We start from the raw sequence: 19,551 nt of genomic DNA on the forward strand, positions 1-19,551 counted from the left end.
TAGATCCTATGATGGAAGACTTTCGCCTTGTCATTGACCTCAGTGTGGTGCTGGGGGCAGCGGCAGTGGGTGGGCTGTTGGCAGCTTTGCTGCGACAACCCATCCTGCTGGGCTACCTTTTGGCCGGTATGTTGGTGGGGCCAACGGGCCTGGGACTCCTCAAGGAAGTGCCGCAGGTGGAAGGTTTGGCCCAACTGGGGGTGGCCTTTTTGCTCTTTGCCCTTGGTGTTAGTTTTTCCCTCGGTGAGATTCGAAAAGTCCAAGGGGTTAGCTTGGGGGGGAGTGCTCTGCAAATTCTCCTCACAATTGCAGTCACAATGGTGATTGCCCTTGGGGTTGGTTGGGTGAGTTCCCCCAATCAAGGGATTTTCCTCGGTGCTGTTCTCTCCCTCTCTTCTACGGCAGTGGTGCTGCGCAGCCTCATGGATCGCAATGAGTTGGAGTCGATCCAAGGGCAAATAATGCTGGGCATCTTGGTAGTGCAGGATTTGGCGGTGGGCTTGATGATTGCCGTCTTACCAGCTCTGCACAAACCCCCAGAGGAGTTGGGACTCGCCCTCGGGCAAGCAGTATTGACCATTGCCTTAATTGCCGTGGGGGCGATCGCTGCTGGTATGTGGTTGCTGCCCCCCCTCCTACGGCTACTGGCCAAAACCGAAAGTCGTGAGCTTTTCCTTTTAGGCGTCGTTGCCCTCTGCTTGGGCATTGCGCTGCTGACCCAGTATTTAGGGCTTTCAATTGAGATTGGTGCCTTTATTGCGGGTCTGATGATCTCCGAGGTGGAGTATGCCGATCAAACCCTCGATTACGTGGAATCGATCCGCGATATCTTTACAACGCTCTTTTTTGCCTCAATTGGCATGCTCATTGACCCAGTGTTTCTATGGGAGCACTTAGATCGCATTATTGAATTGGTGAGCCTAGTGATTCTCGGCAAGTTCTTGATCACCACCCCCATTGTTAAGCTCTTTGGCTACTCATGGAAAACCTCGTTGCTGGTGGGGATCGGCCTTGCCCAGATTGGCGAATTTTCCTTTGTGCTGCTGACGGCAGGGCGGGGTCTGGGGTTGGTTTCCCAACAGGTTTACCTGCTTACCCTGGGCACCACAGCAGTCACTTTGCTGGTGACGCCCTTTTTGTTAAAGCTAGTGCCAGTGCTATTGGAACTGCCCCTACTGCGCCGCCTTTTTAAGGAAGATGAAATCCTGGACCTGGATTTAACGGGATTGCCCCAGCGAAACCATGTCATTGTCTGTGGCTATGGTCGTGTCGGCAAGAGTGTGGTCAAACTCCTCCAAAAACAAAATTATCCCGTGTTGGTGATTGAGCAAAGTGAAACGGTCATCAACGAAGTACGCGCTGCTCAACTGCCCTATATTTACGGCAACGCCGCCAGTAGAACAATTCTGGCCAAAGCAGGGGTCGATCAAGCTCTTGGCATGGCGATCGCCCTCCCTGATAGTATGAGTACCCGCCTCTGTCTCAAGCGCGCCCTCGAGTTTGCCCCAGAACTGGATGTGATTGTTCGCGCCAATAGCGATCGCGACATTGAATTGCTTTATCAACTGGGGGCACGGGAGGTGGTGCAACCGGAGTTTGAAGCCAGCTTAGAGTTGGCTGCCCATCTGTTCTTTAGCCTAGGCATGGGTGAGCGCCATATTCAGCAGCAGGTACAACAGGTGCGCGACAGCCATTACGCCAATTTGCGCGGTGATACGCCACCGGAGGGGACGGCCCGTCTCCTGCGGCAAGCGGCTCAGGATATGAATAGTCGCTGGCTGAGTGTTCCCGAGGATTCCCCCATTCGCGGCATGAGCTTAGCAGAAATCGAATTGCGACAGCTGACGGGGGTGACGCTCTTGGCAATTGTGCGGGCCGATGGTACTGAAGTGGATTATCCCAGCGGTCAAACCCGCCTCCAAGGGGGCGATCGCCTCTTGATTGTGGGTCAGCCAGGGGAGTTTGCGGCTTGTGAAGCCCTGATTAATGGCCGTGTCAGTGTGCCCCAAGGGGAAACCTTGTTTCTTTGGATCATGTTGCCCAAAGAGATTGGCGAAAAACATCGCACCATTGCGGAGCTGCATTTGCCTGAGACTGTGACGATTCGTGCCCTGCGGCGAGAAGGGACACTTCTTTCTGAACCTAGCAGCGATTGTCCTTTAATGGCGGGCGATCGCCTCCTCCTCACTGGCCCTATGGATGCCCTACGGTGCATTGGCGATCAATTGCAAGCGCGATCGACGCCGCTGCCACCGTGAGCACGCAGTAGCCAGCGCAACTGATTCACATATCGCGCCGTCTTGCCACTCGGCGGGCAAGTTCTCCGCTTTCGAGAACCCCCAAAACAATGCCAAGCATGGGAATCAACTCGCCACTCCATTCTTGCTCAAGGTCACTCATGCACGACTCCACACCGCCGCCACCGTGGTGTCGCTACAGACCTGAAGGGCACTATCCGCCAAGAGGCCGGCGATCGCCCCCCGTTCGTTTTCCTCAGCAGGATGCAGCAAACTCAACAATAGAGGCTGACGTTGCTTGGCAGCGGCGGCAAAACTGAGCCGCAACGTGCCCCATAGGATGTGCTGTTAACTGGCGTCCCACTGGCAAAGCCATAGCACAAGCCCACCTCTACCACTTCACCAAGAAAGTCAAAGGAAGCAGTGATCAGGACTGCCCCGGCGGCCTTGGTCAAGGCTGCACCGAGCTTGCCGGCGATCGCCCACCTCTAGGGGTTGATCCTGAAGATCCTGCCAGGGATCGACTGGAATCTGACCGCTGCCCAATCGCTGTTTCAGGTGTTGCCAAGCGTAATCCCTATTGGCGAGTACAAGCTCCCCCAGCTTGCGCAGAGTCGCTGGTGTCCAGGGGACAACATCCGACCAAGATGGCGCTCAACTGTGGCATTGACTAGTTGCAGGACCTGTTGCAGAGGGGCGTTTCTTGCCGCCGCCAAGCACCGATTTTTCTACCGATTTTTCTAATTTGTTGCCCCTCGTAATCCCTAAGAGGAAGCTTGCGGGTCATCGTGGCCACACCCGAGGATAGCAAACAGAAGGATGAGAAGCTTGCCCCTGCCGTAGCAACTGCCAAGCCGCCACAAACCACCGCCGTAATTCCGCCATTGAGTGACCGCGATAGCGACAAACCACCCCGCGAATGAGGGCACTGACACCCATCTCCCCCTGAATCCCCATGGCTAGATCCCGCAGCCGTTGTATCTGTTCGCTGCTCACTTCCCTGCCGACCCAAGCCAATGTGCCCATGAGGGGACACCCCTGCAGGGCATTCCTTGCGGTCAGCATCGTTTTCGTACCCGCAATTCGCTGGCGATCGATCCACAGGGGCACACCCCCCTGCCACACCTCCGTATGGGAACGCCAATACCCATGATTAAAGACTTCACCGCGAGCCGTGCGGCCAAAGCGGGTCATCTCCCAAAGGCCCACCTGTGCTTGAGGGGCAAGATCAATGCGCCGGCGTTGGTGAAATTGAGCACCCGCAAAGATAATTGTTTCTTGGGGGAGCCATTCTAAAACAGCATCATCGGCAACATGGCAGTTGAGCGTTTGCTCCACCGGGATTTGGGCACGACCATAGACCTTGGCGGCGGCAGGCGTTGTCAACAGGACACGGCACTGGGCTTCAAGGGTAATCTTTTGGTGCAGGCGATCGCCCCCCACATAGCCCCCCGCCGTATGCAGGATCAGACTGTGGCAAATCGGTTTTCCCTCAGGGTAAAAGGAGCGCTGCAGCTTCAGGGGTGCTGAGGCATAAGCCCACACTGGAATCGTTTGCCCCTGCCGCCAAGCATAGGCCAGCTCCAATTCGCCTAACCAGCCGGCCACTTTACCTTAGCTCCCCACCGCCGCTAGGGATTGCCGCTGCTGTTGCATCTGGAGATAGACCAAAAGGGCATTGATGTCCGCTGGATTCACCCCACCAATACGGCTGGCCTGACCAATGGTGAGGGGGCGAATCGCGCTGAGTTTTTCCCGTGCCTCCATTGAAAGGGTGGGGATAGCAAAGTAATCCAAATCGGCAGGGAGAGGACGCTGTTCTTGGCGGGCAATCTGCTCAATTTCCCGTTGTTGCCGCTCAATGTAGCCGGCGTACTTAATGGCAATTTCAACCGCCTCTTTCTCCTGGGGCGTCAAGTCTGGATTGCCAAGGCCGTGGCGATCCAACAGCTCGTAATGTATCCCCGATCGCCGCAGCAACTCATCAAGGGCAATGGCACTCTTAATCCCTTGACCCGTTGCAGCCACAATCGCTTCGCCCATGGGTTCATGGGCTTTGATGCGGGTTGTCTGAAGGCGCTGCGTCTCCGCCGCAAGACGGCGTTGCTTGGCTTGAAACACCTGCCACTGGGCTTCGCTGACCAAGCCAATCTCATACCCCAAGGGGGTGAGCCGCTGATCGGCATTGTCCGATCGCAAGACCAAGCGATACTCCGAGCGGCTGGTGAGCATGCGGTAGGGTTCCCGCAGCTCCTTCGTACACAGATCATCAATCAAGGTACCAATGTAACTCCCTTGGCGCGGCAAGGTGAGCATCGGTTTCCCCTGGACAAAGCGAGCCGCGTTAATCCCGGCCACAATTCCTTGGGCTGCCGCTTCCTCATAGCCGGTGGTGCCATTGATTTGCCCGGCGCAAAACAACCCCTGAATTTTTTTGGTCATTAGGGTGGGAAAGCACTGGGTTGCCGGCAAGTAGTCGTATTCCACCGCATAGGCCGGACGCAGCATGATGCAGTTTTCTAGCCCCGGCAGCGTGCGCAACAGTTGCAGTTGCAGCGGTTCCGGCAGTCCTGTAGAAAAGCCTTGGATATAGAGTTCAGGCGTATTGCGGCCTTCGGGTTCAATGAAAATTTGATGGCTTTCCTTATCGGCAAAGCGGACAATTTTATCCTCAATGCTGGGGCAGTAGCGGGGGCCTTTGGCATCAACCCAGCCACCATACACAGGAGTGAGGTGGAGATTCTCACGGATGAGCCGGTGGGTTTCAGGGGTGGTGCGGGTCAAGTAGCAGTTCATTTGGGGCCTTTCCACCCATGCTGTGGGATCAAAGCTAAACCAGCGCACCTGCTCATCTGGGGGTTGGACTTCCATCTTGCGGTAGTCCACCGATCGCCGATCTACCCGTGCAGGCGTTCCGGTTTTCAGACGATCTACTTCAAAGCCAAGGCGGGCTAGGGTCTGGGAGAGTCCCTCTGCGGCAAATTCGCCAGCGCGACCGGCGGGCATGGATTTATTCCCTACCCAGATACGGCCACCGAGGAAGGTTCCCGTTGTCAGGATCACCGCTTGACAGCGAAAGGCGACGCCAAAGTAGGTTTGAACCCCAATCACTGTGTCATGGGCATCGAGGACTAAATCCGTGACCATGCCCTCGCGCAGGAGCAAATTGGGCTGATTTTCCACCACCTGTTTCATGACAGCGCTGTATTCGCGCTTATCCGTTTGCGCCCGCAATGCCCAGACCGCGGGCCCCCGTGAGGCATTCAAGAGCCGCTTTTGCAAATAGGTGCGATCGGTCACACGCCCAATTTCGCCCCCTAGGGCATCCACTTCGTGCACCAGTTGTGATTTGGCCGGGCCGCCCACCGCAGGATTACAGGGCTGCCACGCAATTTTGTCGAGGTTGAGGGTCAGCAACAGGGTACGACAGCCCAAGCGTGCCGTTGCCAAGGCCGCTTCACAACCAGCGTGCCCTGCACCGACAACAATGACGTCGAATTCATCCTGAAACGCAGGCAGCGTTGACATGGCAAGTGTACCTTAATAAGCCGAAAGTGGTTTAAAAGAATGTGGCGCTACCGGAGAACCCCGCCAACACTTGAACGATAAACTGCAAGAGGAAGAAGGCAATGATTGGCGAAAAGTCAAGACCACCGATGGGAGGAATTAGACCGCGAAAGATATTCAGATAGGGATCCGTTAACTGACTAAGAATTGAGAAGGGCGGATTGTACCAGTTAATATTAGGAAACCACGACAGAAGTACGCGAATCAGCAGAATAATTAAGTAGATCTGCAAAAAGTTCGCAATCCCCATCAACAGAATAGGCAATACAGCTGCCTCAGTCATTGGTCTTCCCCTTGCAAATTCCAGTACATTCCTTATTGTACCAATGCTATCAAGAAGCTAACCCCAGCAGTCATTCTCCCTCGCTAGACTAGGAAGTAGAAATTTCTGCATTTATTCCCAAACGTTCTCGCCCTGCGCCTGCATGGGGGAGCGATCGCCAAAGGATAAAAAGAGAAAGACCTCTCTGACAGCGGCTTTGGCTGTTTTGGGCGGGTTCCATCCTTGGGAAAAGGGCTGTATTCTGGATTGCGGCGTTTTCGTTGACATTCAACTGGAGTTCAGGGGTTCAATATGTTACAGATGTCGGCCACGGGTCATACACTGGTGGGCACCTATGCCCTGATTGGCTTTACCATCTCCGGCCTATCGTTTTTGCGGGCTTGGGTACAGCGGCAGTACAAGGGCTCTGTCCAACGTTTGAAAGAAGAGTGCGATCGCCTGCACAGAATTGTTGGCGAACAAGCCCAGCGTATCGAAGGGCTAAAGGAATTAGTCACCCGCAGTGAACAGGAGCGCGATCGCCAGCGCCAAGAAATTGAGCAATTGCGCTCAGAGGTGGAACGGCTGCAAAACCGCTGTCAAGAGCTAGAGGACCAGCACCAGCAACTGCAAACTCAAGTCAGTGATTATCGCCAGCAGGTGGCAGAATTGACGAGTGCCCTCAACAGTAGCCAAGCGGAAAATGAAGCCCTGCGGGACAATTGCGATCGCTATCGCCAAGAGCTAGAAACCGCCTACCAGCGCAGTAGCAGCCTTGAAGAGGAATATGCCAGTCAAACGTCGAGATTAACTGCTTCTTTAGCCACAATGGAGGCCACCTGTCGCGAAAAAGAAGCAGAACTGGTGGCTTGCCAAGCCACGGTGAGCGATCGCGATCGTGAAATTGAGGGGTTACACCATGAAATTGCAGGTCTCCACCAAGAAGTCGAGCAGCTTCAGCAAACCGTTGAACACCTGCAAACACGCAAGCAAGGGGCAAATATCTACTCCCAATGGCTGACATGGCTCAGCGGCACCGTGGCGATCGCGGCTTTAGTACTCAACCTGGGGCCTTGGAGTCCCCTGTGGGCAGCCCTCTATTCTCACTTGCCAATATTTTCCTAGAAATTAATCTCTTTCAGTCAACTCAGAGGGGGCTCCTTGCCCCTTTTTTACATAGAAAATCTCCTCCTCAACCAAAAGGCAACAATAATAAAGTAATAAAAGTAATAAAGGATGATTCATTGGCTCAGCGATGGCTATGTATTGGCACTTAGCCATGTGATTGCTTCCCGTAGCCATGCCTCTGGATCGCTATTTTTAGCGAGGGTGCTCCTTTGCCCGATGGCAGTAAGGGCGGCCTCAATCTCGCGATCGCTATAGCCCAAGGCCAAGAGCGTTAACTCCAGTTCTTCACGAATCGCCTCTGCGGGTAGACCAGAGGCAGTCGTTGCTAATCCCGTTTCCTGTCGCCAAGCACTCAGGACAGCTTTGAGTTCCAAAGCAATTCGCTCAGCGGTTTTGTGACCCACCCCCGGGGCGCGGCTCAGGCGACGAGTATTGCCACTCACAATCGCCTGCACTAGCTCTGGCAGCGGCAGGGTATCCAGCAGGGATAGCGCCACTTGCGGCCCTACGCCATTGACACGGAGTAAACGGAGAAACAGATCTCGCTCCGCTGCCGAAGCAAAGCCATAGAGGAGCAGCTGATCCTCACGGACACTGAGGTGGGTAAAAATCTGCACCACCTCAGCACTCGGCGGGTATTGCCGCAAAAGATGCGACGTCACCAGGAGGCGATAGCCGACCCCATTCACCTCTAGGATTAAGGCAGAGCGATGACCACCCTCCACTTGATGGGCAACAACGGTTCCTCTGAGGTAGGCAAACACAGGATGTTCCCGCGGGCAGACAGCTGTAAAGAGCTCAACCAAGCCGATGATGAGATTCGAACTCATGACCGCTCGATTACGAATCGAGTGCTCTACCGCTGAGCTACATCGGCATGCAAAGCATCATTTATGGTAGCACGATCGCCCCTAGGACGGGCAGGGCACTGGGAAAATTTTTGCGATCGCGCGCTTGTGCGCATCTGCTGCAGGGGTTACAATAGACGATTGTGTTAATTAACGAGTTAAGAAAATCACTTGGCAAACGTCGTCGTTGTTGGTGCCCAGTGGGGCGATGAAGGCAAGGGTAAAATCACCGATCTCCTGAGCAAGTCTGCCGATGTGGTAGTCCGCTATCAGGGGGGTGTCAATGCGGGTCACACCATTGTTGTCAAAGACCAGACCCTGAAATTGCACCTAATTCCCTCAGGGATTCTCTACCCCGATACCCAGTGCATCATTGGGGCGGGAACGGTGGTGGATCCCAAGGTGCTCCTTGAAGAACTCGAACAACTGGAACAGTTGGGGGTCAGCACTGAGAATTTGCTGATTGCCGAAACAGCCCATGTGACGATGCCCTACCATCGCCAGTTGGATATTGCGGCTGAGGAACGGCGTGGCTCGCGGCGCATTGGTACCACGGGACGCGGCATTGGCCCGACCTATGCCGATAAATCGGAGCGGACAGGGATCCGCATGCTAGACCTGCTGGATCGGGATCAATTGGCTGCCAAGCTGGAGTGGGCGATCGCCCAAAAGAATTTGATCCTCGAAAAGCTCTACGGACTGGCTCCCCTCGAACCGCAGCCGATCATTGAAGAGTACTCTGCCTACGGTGAGCGCCTGCGATCGCACATTGTCGACGGTTCCCTAGTCCTCGATGATGCCATCCGCCGGCGGCGCAACATTCTCTTTGAAGGGGCCCAAGGTACCCTCCTAGACCTTGATCACGGCACGTATCCCTACGTCACCTCCTCAAACCCTGTGGCCGGGGGTGCCTGTGTGGGTGCGGGGATTGGTCCAACAATGATTGACCGTGTCATTGGCGTTGCCAAGGCCTATACCACGCGGGTCGGCGAAGGGCCTTTTCCAACGGAACTGTTGGATGAGGTGGGAGAACTCTTGGGGGATCGCGGCGCCGAATTTGGTACCACAACCGGACGGCGGCGCCGCTGTGGCTGGTTTGATGCTGTCATTGGCCGCTATGCTGTGCGCATTAATGGTCTAGATTGCTTAGCAATTACCAAGCTCGATGTCTTGGATGAATTGCCAGAGATCAAAGTTTGTGTAGCCTACGATATTGACGGTGAGCGATGCGAACACTTCCCCAGCAATGCCCTCAAATTTGCCCGCTGCCGCCCCATCTATGAAACCCTGCCGGGGTGGCAGCAATCTACCCGTCATTGTCGCTCCCTTGATGATCTGCCCAAGGCAGCATTGAACTATCTGAAGTTTTTGGCTGAAATTATGTCTGTTCCCATTGCCATTGTTTCGCTGGGGGCAGAGCGCAGCCAAACCATCATTGTTGAGGATCCGATCCATGGCCCCAAACGGGCACTCCTCAAGGATGATGGCACCCAAGTCCACCCGATTTTATCTTAATTGGAGTTGCAGCGATGTCTCGTTCCTTAGTGATTGAGGGGCAACTACGCCCTGCCGATGCCAAGCCCAATGCCCTGCGGCGTAATGGCAAAATCCCTGCCGTCCTCTACGGCCCTACCATCGCGTCTGCGATTTCCCTGGTGGTGGATACCCATGCCGCCGAATTATTGGTGCGGGATGCCCGTCCCCAGAAGACTCCGATTCAGCTTTCGATCCCGGATTTGCCGTGGCAGGGAACGGTGGTGCTCCAAGAGGTGCAAGCCCACCCCGCCAAGGATACCCTCTACCACCTCTCCTTTTTAGCCAAAGCTGAAAACTAGGCTGCGAGGGGGAATTTGCTATAGTGGGGATATGTTAAGTGATTGTTAACAATGCCAGCCACGCTACTTCGTTCTGCGGATCTTGCCCACCTTAGCTATTCCCCCGAAGGTGATCGCTTTGATGGCTCTTGGGAGGCTCCCCTTGCCACCCTCCTTGGCCTTGGACGGGCGGCTGGCGCTGATTTTGTTGAGATTTTCCTCGAGCGCAGTCATTACCTCAGTGCGCTTGTCGAAGAGGATCGCCTGACGAGTGTTTCCCCTCGCTTGAGCTTAGGGGCGGGTATTCGTGTTTTTCGCGGTACTCGTGACTGCTACGTGAGCACCAATGACCTCAGCTTCAACGGGCTGCGCACGGCCCTCGAAAAAGCCCTGGGCTTAATGGGGTTCCTCTTACCCAGTCCCCAAGCCTATGTCCCTGAAATTCACCTTGAACTGCTGCGGGACTATGCCCAAGGCCATAAGGAAGGCTGGCTGACCACCTGTAGTTCCATTGCTGAAGTGGCCGATATTCTCCTAGCGGCGAGCGATCGCCTGCGCCAGAAAACCCAACATCTGCAATCCCGTCGCCTCAGTTATTTTCGCGATTGGCAAGAGGTGATGGTAGCCGCCAGTGATGGTACCTTTGGTCGGGACATTCGCCTTACCCAGTCGGCAGTGGGCTCTGTCCTCTGTGCTGATGGCGAGCACCGCGCTTCCATTGGCGAGCGCAATGGCGATACCAGTAATCCAGACTTTTTGCGCCAGTGGGACTACACCACCTTGGCCGATACCGTTGCCGAAGCGGCGGGCAAAATGCTCTATGCCGACTACGTGGAATCGGGCACTTACCCAGTGATCATGGCCAACCAATTTGGGGGCGTGATCTTCCATGAAGCCTGTGGTCATCTTTTGGAAACCACCCAAATTGAACGGGGGACGACCCCCTTTGCCGATAAAAAAGGCGAAAAAATTGCCCATGAAAACTTGACCGCTTGGGATGAGGGAGTGACCAGCGGTGCCTTTGGCAGCATTGATATGGACGATGAAGGAATGCCAACACAGCGCACATTACTGATTGAAAATGGCATCCTCAAGAATTTCCTGAGCGATCGCGCGGGTTCAATGCGCACAGGACACCCGCGCACAGGTAGTGGCCGACGTCAAAGCTATACCTATGCTGCCGCTTCGCGGATGCGCAACACCTACATTGCCCCTGGCAAGTACACTGTTGCGGATCTGATTGCCTCCATTGATCGCGGCATTTACTGTAAACGCATGGGGGGCGGCAGTGTTGGGGCCACGGGTCAATTTAACTTTGCCGTTGAGGAGGCCTACTGGATTGAAAATGGCCAAATCAAACACCCCCTCAAAGGAGCAACCTTAATTGGCGAAGCCAAAGAAATCATGCAGCGGATTTCCATGTCCGCCAACGATCTTGCCCTTGCCCCTGGTTTCTGTGGCTCGATTAGCGGTAGTATCTACGTCACCGTGGGTCAACCCCACATCAAAGTGGATGCCATTACCGTAGGTGGCCGCTAAACTGATTACCTGCGGTTATGAGTTTAAGTAGAAATACCTAAAGATTTTATATGTGAACTTTTGTGACTCTGGCTACATTATCATAGAGAGAGAAGAGAAGCTAAGGCAGTGCGGCTTTTTGATCACCCTCACCTTTTCTGTACGCCTTAACTTCTCCTCTGAGACAAAAACATTGGACTGAATGACCAGTAATTTGCTGGTCTTTTTTTTGCGTTTTTGCAGCTTCCTTAGTTAGGCAGCGGCAGGGGGTTTCACTTGAGTCAGCAGGTCGTGAAGTTCTTCACCCTCAATGACTTCTTTTTCCAAGAGTTTTTGGGCAATTGTCTCTAGGAGGTCACGGTTTTCTTTAAGAATACTGAGGGCCTGTTGGTGGGCGGTTTCGACAATTTCCTTAACTTCGCGATCGATTGCTTCAGCCGTTTCCTCACTCACTGCCCGCAACATCATGCCATTATTTGTCAAGAAACTGGACTGTTGCTGCTCAAAAGCAAGGGGGCCAAGAACTTTGCTCATGCCATAACTGCGCACCATCCGCTCGGCCAAATCGGTTGCTCGCTGCAGATCATTGGCGGCTCCAGTAGTGATTGTGCCAAAGACAATCTCCTCTGCCGATCGCCCCCCCAACAATGTGGCAATTTGGGCGCGCAGTTCCTGCTCATCAAGGAGGAAGCGATCCTCCGTCGGCAACTGCAATGTGTAACCAAGAGCTGCCATGCCACGGGGCACAATCGAGATTTTTTCTACCCGTCCACTGCCTGGCAGCGCACACCCCACAAGGGCATGACCGACTTCGTGGTAGGCAACAATTTTCTTCTCTTTGTCGTTGAGGACACGGCTTTTTTTCTCCAGACCCGCCACAATGCGTTCAATGGCTTCGGCAAAGTCCTGCTGCGTCACCCTTTCCCGCTGATTACGGGCCGCCAGTAGCGCAGCTTCGTTGACTAAGTTGGCCAAATCGGCACCGGCAAACCCCGGTGTGCGGGCAGCGATCGCGTGCAGATCCACCTCAGGGGCCAGTTTCACCTTTTTGGCATGAATTTTCAAAATGGCTTCCCGACCGCTCAAATCCGGGCGGTCCACCAAGACTTGCCGGTCAAAGCGGCCGGGGCGCAGCAATGCCGGATCCAGGGTTTCTGGGCGGTTGGTTGCAGCAAGGACAATCACCGTTGCCCCTGTGGCATCAAAGCCATCCATTTCCGTGAGCAGTTGGTTCAGGGTTTGCTCCCGTTCATCATTCCCGCCATAGAAGCCGGCACTGGAACGGGATTTGCCAATGGCGTCCAACTCATCAATAAAGACAATACAGGGGGCCTGCTTTTTCGCCTGCTCAAAGAGATCCCGAACGCGGGCAGAGCCGACGCCCACAAATAGCTCGACAAACTCCGAACCGGAAATGGAGAAGAAGGGCACATTAGCTTCGCCAGCAACAGCCTTGGCCAGCAGGGTTTTGCCAGTTCCCGGCGGCCCCACCAGCAGCACCCCCTTGGGAATGCGGGCCCCAATTTGGATATAGCGTTGGGGATTTTTTAAGAAATCCACAATTTCCACCAGTTCTGCTTTGGCTTCCTCAACGCCGGCCACATCCTCAAAGCGAATGCCAGTGTTTGCCCCCTCCACATAGACCTTGGCCCGACTTTTACTGATGGAGAGGACCCCCTGGGGGCCACCGCCCGCTTGACGACTGGCAAAGAACTGGAAAATGAGCACAAAAACAATCGGCGGAATGACCCAGCCCAAGACATTCAACAACCAACTATTGCGGGGGGGCGGGGCGGCCGCAAATTCCACTCCCTTTTCCTCGAGGCGCTTGGGTAACTCAAGATCAAAGATTGGAGTGGTTGCCAACACTTGGGGCGGTTTATTCCCTTGGGGCTTCAGTTGATAGAGAATCTCATTTTGGCCGAGATAGACGCGGGCCACTTCCCCCTCTTGCACCTGATGGATAAACATACTGTAGGGAACCTGGGGCGGGCGCGGTGCAAAGAGTTGGGGAAAGAAGAGGTTCAGGAGCAAAAACCCCAAACCGAGGAAGAGTAAGACATTGCCAATCCAACGATTGCGCGGGACTTCGGGCGAGTTCTTGATGGCCATGGGTCGCTTCCCCAGAGTTCACCTAGGGATTATGGTGACACTTGCAGGGGACCTAGGGCAAGGGCGAAACTTTTAACATTTATTGCCTGGGAGTCCGCGAGCGCCCTAGAAATAGCCAATAGCAGCGGCGTTTGCAGTGGATCTGCTTTGGTAAAATATCAATAGAATTCCTATTCTTGGCATCCTAAAATGACTGATTTAAGTACCCTTAAACGCGATTTTTCCCTGTTGCGCGATCGCCTGGGTCAGACCCAGGACTATCTTTGACCCAGCGGCACTGAAAGCCAAGATTCATGACCTTGAGCACACCGCCGCTCAGCCAGATCTCTGGAATGATCAGGCCACAGCCCAAGCCACGCTGCAACAACTCACTGAAGCCAAGGATACCCTCAGCCAGCTCCAACAGTGGCAAAAAACAATTGAACACGTGGAAACAGCCCTGGAACTGCTGGAGTTAGAACCGGATGAAGGGTTGGTGACAGAGGCAACCACGCTACTTAGGGAGTTAGACACCCAGTTAAGTCGTTGGGAACTGGAACAACTCCTCAGTGGTCCCTACGACAAAAACAACGCCATTCTCACGATCAATGCTGGGGCGGGCGGTACCGATGCCCAGGATTGGGCAGAAATGTTGCTGCGGATGTACACCCGCTGGGCGGAGCGCCACGGTTACCAAACCCATCTGGCAGAACTTTCAGAAGGGGACGAGGCGGGCATTAAGTCGGCAACCTTGGAAATTCGCGGTCGCTACGCCTATGGCTATCTGCGTTCTGAAAAGGGGACCCATCGGCTGGTGCGCATTTCTCCCTTCAATGCCAATGGCAAACGGCAAACGAGCTTCGCTGGCGTGGATGTGATGCCCGAACTGGATCAATCCGTTACGGTTGAGATTCCCGAAAGCGATTTAGAAATTACCACTTCCCGCAGTGGCGGCAAGGGGGGGCAAAACGTGAACAAGGTGGAAACAGCAGTGCGCATTGTCCATAAACCAACGGGCTTAGCCGTCCGCTGCACCCAGGAGCGATCGCAACTGCAAAACAAGGAAAAAGCCCTTGCCATTCTCAAGGCAAAGCTATTGGTGATTGCCCAAGAGCAGAAGGCCAAGGAAATTGCCGATATTCGTGGCGATGCCGTTGAGGCGGCTTGGGGCAACCAAATTCGCAACTATGTCTTCCATCCCTATCAACTGGTCAAGGACCTGCGCACAGAGGTGGAAACGACAGCCATTCAAGAGGTGATGGATGGGGATCTTGATCCCTTTATCCAAGCCTACCTGCGGCAGCAAACGGCGGAGGCCAGCTAAATAAAAAAACCTCCCCGTTGGGGAGGTCCTGAACTTCCTCAAATGAGAAAAAATTAGAAAAACCTAAATCTCAACCACCCCCCCTGCGGCCTGCAGACGAGCACGGGCACGCCGAAAGGCTTGGGTGGCTTGAATTTTAGCCTGTTTGGATTCCCCCTGTTCGGCCTGGGCGAGGGCGGCCTGGGCTGCGGCAAACTCGGCCTTGGCTTTTTCGAGGTCAATGGTATCCCCGCGCTCAGCACCGTTGACGAGAATCGTCACTTCGTTGTTTTCAACTTCGGCAAAGCCCCCCATAAGGGCGATCGCCACCCACTCGCGGTCTTGGCGCACCCGCATCACGCCCGTTTCCAAGGCAGTTAAAAGGGGGGCATGATTTGCGAGAATGCCCAATTGCCCTGTTGTGCTGGGCAAAATCACCTCCTCAGCGGGGGCATCCCAAACGGTTTTATCGGGTGCAATTACCCGGACGGTCATCACCATAATGCTTCCCTTGCCACTCAATGATCAAAGGGCGGGTTGCCCCACCCTGTATTGACACCTGTGAAACCTAGGCTTTTAGTTTTTCAGCCTTAGCTTTGGCTTCTTCGATATTACCCACCATGTAGAAGGCTTGCTCGGGCAGATCATCCAGCTCACCGCTGAGGATCATCTGGAAGCCTTTGATGGTTTCTTCGAGGGTGACGTATTTGCCGGGGGCGCCAGTAAACACTTCTGCCACAAAGAAAGGCTGCGACAAGAAACGCTCAATTTTGCGTGCCCGCGCCACTGTCAGGCGGTCTTCCTCAGAGAGTTCATCAAGACCCAAAATAGCGATAATGTCCTGAAGCTCTTTGTAGCGCTGGAGGGTGGCTTGGACTGCCCGTGCCGTTTGATAGTGCTCTTCCCCCACAATGTCCGGCTGCAACATATTGGAGGTGGAGCCAAGGGGATCCACGGCGGGGTAAATCCCTTTTGCGGCTAGACCACGGGAGAGCACCGTTGTCCCATCCAAGTGAGCAAAGGTGGTTGCGGGAGCAGGGTCAGTCAAGTCATCTGCCGGCACATAGACTGCTTGAATCGAGGTAATCGAACCTTCGGTGGTTGAGGTAATCCGCTCCTGCAGAGCACCCACATCCGTACCAAGGGTGGGCTGGTATCCCACTGCCGAGGGCATGCGCCCGAGAAGCGCCGACACCTCAGAACCGGCTTGGACAAAACGGAAGATGTTATCAATAAACAGCAGCACATCCTGCTTGTTGACATCGCGGAAGTATTCAGCCATCGTCAGCCCCGACAGTCCAACCCGCATCCGGGCGCCGGGAGGTTCGTTCATTTGACCATAGACCAGGGCGATTTTGGATTTACTGGGATCATCTTTGTCAATAACCCCCGACTCAATCATTTCGTTGTAGAGGTCATTGCCTTCGCGGGTACGTTCGCCCACCCCAGCAAACACTGAGACCCCACCATGTTGGGTGGCAATGTTGTTGATGAGCTCCATCATGATCACGGTTTTGCCGACGCCAGCACCGCCAAAGAGGCCAATTTTGCCGCCCCGGCGATAGGGCGTGAGCAGGTCAATCACCTTGATGCCCGTTTCAAAGACCGAGGGCTTAGTTTCCAGTTGCGTAAAGCTGGGGGCAGGCCGGTGAATGGGCAGGGTTTCGGTGGCATTGACGGCACCTTTTTCGTCCACGGGTTCACCCAGCACGTTGAAGATGCGACCCAGGGTGGCTGTCCCCACGGGCACGCTGATGGGGGCACCGGTATCTACAACTTCCATCCCCCGTACTAAGCCATCGGTGCTGCTCATAGCAACAGCACGGACGCGGTTATCGCCAAGGAGTTGTTGCACTTCGCAGGTTACAGCGACCTCTAAGCCGGCCTCGTTTTTGCCTTGAATCCGCAGGGCGTTGTAAATGGCGGGCATTTTGCCGCTGGGAAATTCAATGTCAACGACCGGTCCAATGACCTGAGTGATAAAGCCTACATTGGTTCGTTCTGCTGATATGACCATGGACGTTTGCCTACTGTCTAGGTAAATTCATTTGCGTTTTTCAGAGGGCGATCGCTCCCCCGGGGGCACAGCGATCAAGACTGAAAGTGGAAAGCAGCTTTTGGTGCAAGCGCACCACAATACAACGTACCACTAATGCAACCTTTTTCTATCGGATTCAGTGGGATCCTGTGGCAGAGCAAACCTGAGGTCCTATTGACCTAACTCAGTTGCTGTGAAAAAGGCAGCAGGGCAGGACTTAGCCAACGACTTCAACTTCATCCTCAAAAAACCAAGTGCTAAAGCGATCATCAAAGGTGACAATGACGCCAACGCCACTGCCGTCCGTCATCTTAAAACCAGTAATTTGACCCACTTGGCCGAGTTTTTGAATAATGTCTTGGGCGACGCGATCGCGAATTCGACAGACGCGCACTTTTTGCCCCACGTCCATAGCAACTCCCAAACTTTGTATAATCCTTGAAAATCGTACCAAGAAACCGTCACATTCACACGGGTTTGTCCTATGGGTCGTCTGCGGGTTGGGCTATTGTTTGGAGGTCGCTCACGGGAGCATGAAGTTTCGGTGGTCTCGGCGGCGGCGATCGCCCAAGCCCTTACGGCGGGGGACAATCACGATCGCTATGAGGTGATTCCCATCTACATCCAAAAAGATGGTCGCTGGCGGCCCACAGAGCGGATTGGCATCCCTGAAGGCACGGCACCAGAGAGCTCCCTATGGCAGTTTCCAGCGGTGGTCGAGACCATTAATGTCTGGTTTCCCATTGTCCATGGCCCCAATGGGGAAGATGGAACGATTCAGGGACTCTTGGAATTGATGCAGCGCCCCTATGTGGGTTCGGGGGTGGCCGCCTCGGCCATTGGCATGGACAAAATTCTGATGAAAACCGTCTTTGGGGCAATGGGCTTACCCCAAGTACGTTATGTAGCACTTCAGCGCAGTGACCTGTGGTCAGATCCCTGTCGTTACAACCATTTGTGCGATCGCATTGAAACCGAACTGGGCTATCCCTGCTTTGTGAAGCCCGCTAACCTTGGCTCCTCGGTGGGCATTTCCAAAGCCAAAAATCGCCAACAACTGACAACTGCCCTTGAGGCCGCTGCCGAACTGGATCGCCGCCTCATTGTGGAAGCGGGTGTGGTTGCCCGCGAACTAGAGTGTGCCGTGCTCGGCAATGATAAGCCCCAAGCCTCGGTCGTGGGGGAGATTACCTACAGCAGTGAGTTCTACGACTACGAAACCAAATACACCGATGGCCGCGCTCAGCTCCATATCCCTGCGGAGATTCCCCCAGTGGTGAGTGAGCAAATCCGTACGATGTCGCTGCAAGCCTTTCAAGCCCTCGATGCTGCTGGCCTGGCTCGCTTTGATTTTTTCTATGTACCAAGCACTGGGGAAATATTGATTAATGAAGTCAATACGCTGCCAGGGTTTACCGCCTTGAGTATGTACCCGCAACTGTGGGCGGCCAGTGGCGTTCCCTTCCCAGAATTAGTCCATCGTTTGGTGCAATTGGCCCTGGAGCGACACGGGTAGCTCTTGGCCTGACCCCGTAAAGAAGATAAACCCGTAAGGAACCTAAAGAGTCATGACGGCGCTGCACCTAGGCCTTGACTTTCTCTACTAGATAACTCTATACTCATATAAGATTATAAAATTGTATGGTAGCCATCCTATGAAGCGATCGTTGCGGGGCAAGCCCAGTCAGTGGGCGACCATTTGGCTGTTCTTTTTAATTGCGATCGGTGGGCTCTGGTATCCGTGGCTGGGGTACCTGATGCTGGCAATGATGCTGGGAATTCCTGTGCTGGCCTATTTTCGGAGCCGCTATTGGTGTGGCAACCTGTGTCCTCGTGGGGCATTCCTTGATATTGTCCTCTATCACTTTAGTCCCCACCGTCCCTATCCCAAACTCTTCAAAAAACAGAGTTTTCGTTGGGCTGTGTTTAGCTTTATCATGACCGTTTTTGCCATTCGCATGACGTTGGCATGGGGCAACTGGGTGGCCGTGGGTGGTCTCTTTGTCAATATGTGTGTGGTCACCTCCATTGTGGCTATTCTGTTAGGGGTACTCTTTAATCAGCGGGCGTGGTGCGCGATTTGCCCAATGGGAACGCTTCAAGAATCTTTGGGCAAACTGGGAAGTGGCCAGGCAAAGGCGAAAAAAGTCAATGCTAAAGCGACAAAATTGTTGCCACCGGTGGAGTAAGCACGCGATCGCTACAATTTAAGGTATTCACTAACCGAGGCAACCAAGGTGAATACAATGCAAGAGTGGGGCTTTAGCAAAGACTGGTGGCGCAATCAGCGGGGAGAGTTTTGGGTCATTGGTCAAACGGTGCTGGGTATTGGCTTTATTCTGCTGCCGGTCGTCCGCGTAATAACCCTGCCCTTTGCGGTGCGTCTGGGGTTAACGCTTTCTCTAGGCCTTATTGGTCTAAGCTTAGCTATCGCTGGTCTGTTGAATTTAGGAGCAAATTTAACCCCCCTCCCCCATCCCAAGGAAAACGCTCATTTAGTAACCACGGGGGCCTATCGTTGGGTACGCCACCCTATCTACAGCAGTGTTATCTTTTTAGCATTGGCCTATGGGGTATGGCAAATCAGTCTATCCCACGGGCTGGGGGCGATCGCTCTTTTCATCTTTTTTGACCGCAAGGCAACTCGAGAGGAACAGTGGCTATCGGCTAAGTTTAAGGATTACTCAACCTATCGGCAGTCGGTGAAAAAACTGATTCCTTTTCTCTACTAATTTTATTTTGACT

The 19,551-nt window shown here is 54.2% G+C and carries 18 protein-coding genes and 1 tRNA gene; 9 read left to right on the plus strand and 10 right to left on the minus strand.

Features of this window, described 5'->3' with window-relative positions; translation table 11 throughout:
- Positions 1-8 precede the first annotated feature (8 nt).
- Positions 9-2,258 (plus strand): cation:proton antiporter, encoded by a 2,250-nt coding sequence (locus Q0W94_RS08720; protein WP_297757909.1) that lies wholly within the window; start codon positions 9-11, stop codon positions 2,256-2,258.
- Positions 2,259-2,396: 138 nt separating this feature from the next.
- Here Q0W94_RS08720 and Q0W94_RS08725 read toward each other — a convergent pair whose 3' ends face one another.
- From Q0W94_RS08725 to Q0W94_RS08740, 4 genes are all read right to left on the minus strand, one after another.
- Positions 2,397-2,564, minus strand: coding sequence for a hypothetical protein (locus Q0W94_RS08725; RefSeq protein WP_297757912.1), 168 nt, complete (start codon positions 2,562-2,564; stop codon positions 2,397-2,399).
- A 456-nt stretch (positions 2,565-3,020) separates the two neighbouring features.
- A complete protein-coding gene (locus Q0W94_RS08730) occupies positions 3,021-3,845 on the minus strand; it encodes an urease accessory protein UreD (protein ID WP_297757915.1) in 825 nt (274 codons plus the stop codon).
- A 6-nt stretch (positions 3,846-3,851) separates the two neighbouring features.
- Positions 3,852-5,765, minus strand: a complete 1,914-nt coding sequence (gene mnmG / locus Q0W94_RS08735; protein WP_297757918.1) for a tRNA uridine-5-carboxymethylaminomethyl(34) synthesis enzyme MnmG — start codon at positions 5,763-5,765, stop codon at positions 3,852-3,854.
- 31 nt (positions 5,766-5,796) lie between these two features.
- On the minus strand, positions 5,797-6,087 hold the full coding sequence (locus Q0W94_RS08740) for a YggT family protein (RefSeq protein WP_297757921.1): 291 nt from the start codon (positions 6,085-6,087) through the stop codon (positions 5,797-5,799).
- Between the two features lie 291 nt (positions 6,088-6,378).
- On the opposite strand from Q0W94_RS08740, the gene Q0W94_RS08745 reads away from it, so the two are divergent.
- Positions 6,379-7,191, plus strand: coding sequence for a hypothetical protein (locus tag Q0W94_RS08745; protein ID WP_297757923.1), 813 nt, complete (start codon positions 6,379-6,381; stop codon positions 7,189-7,191).
- A 134-nt stretch (positions 7,192-7,325) separates the two neighbouring features.
- On the opposite strand, the gene ruvA is transcribed toward Q0W94_RS08745, so the two are convergent.
- A complete protein-coding gene (gene ruvA / locus Q0W94_RS08750) occupies positions 7,326-7,958 on the minus strand; it encodes a Holliday junction branch migration protein RuvA (RefSeq protein WP_315863120.1) in 633 nt (210 codons plus the stop codon).
- Positions 7,959-7,999: 41 nt separating this feature from the next.
- Positions 8,000-8,071: transfer RNA gene (locus tag Q0W94_RS08755), tRNA-Thr, on the minus strand.
- Positions 8,072-8,213: 142 nt separating this feature from the next.
- Between Q0W94_RS08755 and Q0W94_RS08760 the strand changes: the two genes are divergently transcribed.
- From Q0W94_RS08760 to Q0W94_RS08770, 3 genes are read left to right on the plus strand one after another with little or no spacing between them, the layout of a single operon-like run.
- Complete coding sequence (locus Q0W94_RS08760; RefSeq protein ID WP_011056381.1) at positions 8,214-9,557, plus strand: adenylosuccinate synthase; 1,344 nt, start codon at positions 8,214-8,216, stop codon at positions 9,555-9,557.
- 14 nt (positions 9,558-9,571) lie between these two features.
- The gene (gene rplY / locus Q0W94_RS08765; protein ID WP_297757929.1) at positions 9,572-9,877 is read left to right on the plus strand and encodes a 50S ribosomal protein L25; all 306 of its coding nucleotides are present in this window, start codon (positions 9,572-9,574) and stop codon (positions 9,875-9,877) included.
- A gap of 51 nt (positions 9,878-9,928) precedes the next feature.
- Positions 9,929-11,395: a TldD/PmbA family protein gene (locus Q0W94_RS08770; protein WP_297757932.1), complete on the plus strand. Its 1,467-nt coding sequence runs from the start codon at positions 9,929-9,931 to the stop codon at positions 11,393-11,395.
- Positions 11,396-11,626: 231 nt separating this feature from the next.
- Here the strand turns inward: Q0W94_RS08770 and ftsH4 are convergent, their stop codons facing one another.
- A complete protein-coding gene (gene ftsH4 / locus Q0W94_RS08775; RefSeq protein ID WP_297757934.1) occupies positions 11,627-13,486 on the minus strand; it encodes an ATP-dependent zinc metalloprotease FtsH4 in 1,860 nt (619 codons plus the stop codon).
- 189 nt (positions 13,487-13,675) lie between these two features.
- Between ftsH4 and prfB the strand changes: the two genes are divergently transcribed.
- Positions 13,676-14,789 (plus strand): peptide chain release factor 2 gene (prfB, locus tag Q0W94_RS08780; RefSeq protein ID WP_297757937.1). Its coding sequence is split into 2 segments (ribosomal slippage): positions 13,676-13,750 and positions 13,752-14,789, totalling 1,113 coding nucleotides; the frame shifts between segments, so codons are not numbered across the junction.
- A gap of 63 nt (positions 14,790-14,852) precedes the next feature.
- Here the strand turns inward: prfB and atpC are convergent.
- From atpC to Q0W94_RS08795, 3 genes are all read right to left on the minus strand, one after another.
- The gene (gene atpC / locus Q0W94_RS08785; RefSeq protein ID WP_297757939.1) at positions 14,853-15,269 is read right to left on the minus strand and encodes an ATP synthase F1 subunit epsilon; all 417 of its coding nucleotides are present in this window, start codon (positions 15,267-15,269) and stop codon (positions 14,853-14,855) included.
- A gap of 67 nt (positions 15,270-15,336) precedes the next feature.
- Complete coding sequence (gene atpD / locus Q0W94_RS08790) at positions 15,337-16,785, minus strand: F0F1 ATP synthase subunit beta (protein ID WP_297757941.1); 1,449 nt, start codon at positions 16,783-16,785, stop codon at positions 15,337-15,339.
- Positions 16,786-17,023: 238 nt separating this feature from the next.
- Entirely contained in the window at positions 17,024-17,218 is a 195-nt protein-coding gene (locus tag Q0W94_RS08795; protein ID WP_297757944.1) for a DUF2862 domain-containing protein, read from the minus strand.
- A 72-nt stretch (positions 17,219-17,290) separates the two neighbouring features.
- On the opposite strand from Q0W94_RS08795, the gene Q0W94_RS08800 reads away from it, so the two are divergent.
- The 3 genes from Q0W94_RS08800 to Q0W94_RS08810 all read left to right on the plus strand — a co-directional run bounded on the left by Q0W94_RS08800 (position 17,291) and on the right by Q0W94_RS08810 (position 19,538).
- Entirely contained in the window at positions 17,291-18,322 is a 1,032-nt protein-coding gene (locus Q0W94_RS08800) for a D-alanine--D-alanine ligase family protein (protein ID WP_297757947.1), read from the plus strand.
- 139 nt (positions 18,323-18,461) lie between these two features.
- On the plus strand, positions 18,462-18,995 hold the full coding sequence (locus Q0W94_RS08805) for a 4Fe-4S binding protein (protein ID WP_297757950.1): 534 nt from the start codon (positions 18,462-18,464) through the stop codon (positions 18,993-18,995).
- A 48-nt stretch (positions 18,996-19,043) separates the two neighbouring features.
- Positions 19,044-19,538, plus strand: a complete 495-nt coding sequence (locus Q0W94_RS08810) for an isoprenylcysteine carboxylmethyltransferase family protein (RefSeq protein WP_315863056.1) — start codon at positions 19,044-19,046, stop codon at positions 19,536-19,538.
- The last annotated feature ends 13 nt before the right edge of the window (positions 19,539-19,551 follow it).

The organism is Thermosynechococcus sp., assembly GCF_025999095.1.
In the GTDB taxonomy this organism is placed as follows: Bacteria; Cyanobacteriota; Cyanobacteriia; order Thermosynechococcales; family Thermosynechococcaceae; genus Thermosynechococcus.

Bases quoted from the DNA above. Each gene is read 5' to 3' on its own strand.
- Q0W94_RS08720 (WP_297757909.1), top strand. From the start codon at position 9: ATGATGGAAGACTTTCGCCTTGTCATTGACCTCAGTGTGGTGCTGGGG.
- mnmG (WP_297757918.1), bottom strand. From the start codon at position 5,765: ATGTCAACGCTGCCTGCGTTTCAGGATGAATTCGACGTCATTGTTGTC.
- Q0W94_RS08740 (WP_297757921.1), bottom strand. From the start codon at position 6,087: ATGACTGAGGCAGCTGTATTGCCTATTCTGTTGATGGGGATTGCGAAC.
- Q0W94_RS08745 (WP_297757923.1), top strand. From the start codon at position 6,379: ATGTTACAGATGTCGGCCACGGGTCATACACTGGTGGGCACCTATGCC.
- rplY (WP_297757929.1), top strand. From the start codon at position 9,572: ATGTCTCGTTCCTTAGTGATTGAGGGGCAACTACGCCCTGCCGATGCC.
- Q0W94_RS08770 (WP_297757932.1), top strand. From the start codon at position 9,929: ATGCCAGCCACGCTACTTCGTTCTGCGGATCTTGCCCACCTTAGCTAT.
- ftsH4 (WP_297757934.1), bottom strand. From the start codon at position 13,486: ATGGCCATCAAGAACTCGCCCGAAGTCCCGCGCAATCGTTGGATTGGC.
- atpC (WP_297757939.1), bottom strand. From the start codon at position 15,269: ATGGTGATGACCGTCCGGGTAATTGCACCCGATAAAACCGTTTGGGAT.
- atpD (WP_297757941.1), bottom strand. From the start codon at position 16,785: ATGGTCATATCAGCAGAACGAACCAATGTAGGCTTTATCACTCAGGTC.
- Q0W94_RS08795 (WP_297757944.1), bottom strand. From the start codon at position 17,218: ATGGACGTGGGGCAAAAAGTGCGCGTCTGTCGAATTCGCGATCGCGTC.
- Q0W94_RS08800 (WP_297757947.1), top strand. From the start codon at position 17,291: ATGGGTCGTCTGCGGGTTGGGCTATTGTTTGGAGGTCGCTCACGGGAG.
- Q0W94_RS08805 (WP_297757950.1), top strand. From the start codon at position 18,462: ATGAAGCGATCGTTGCGGGGCAAGCCCAGTCAGTGGGCGACCATTTGG.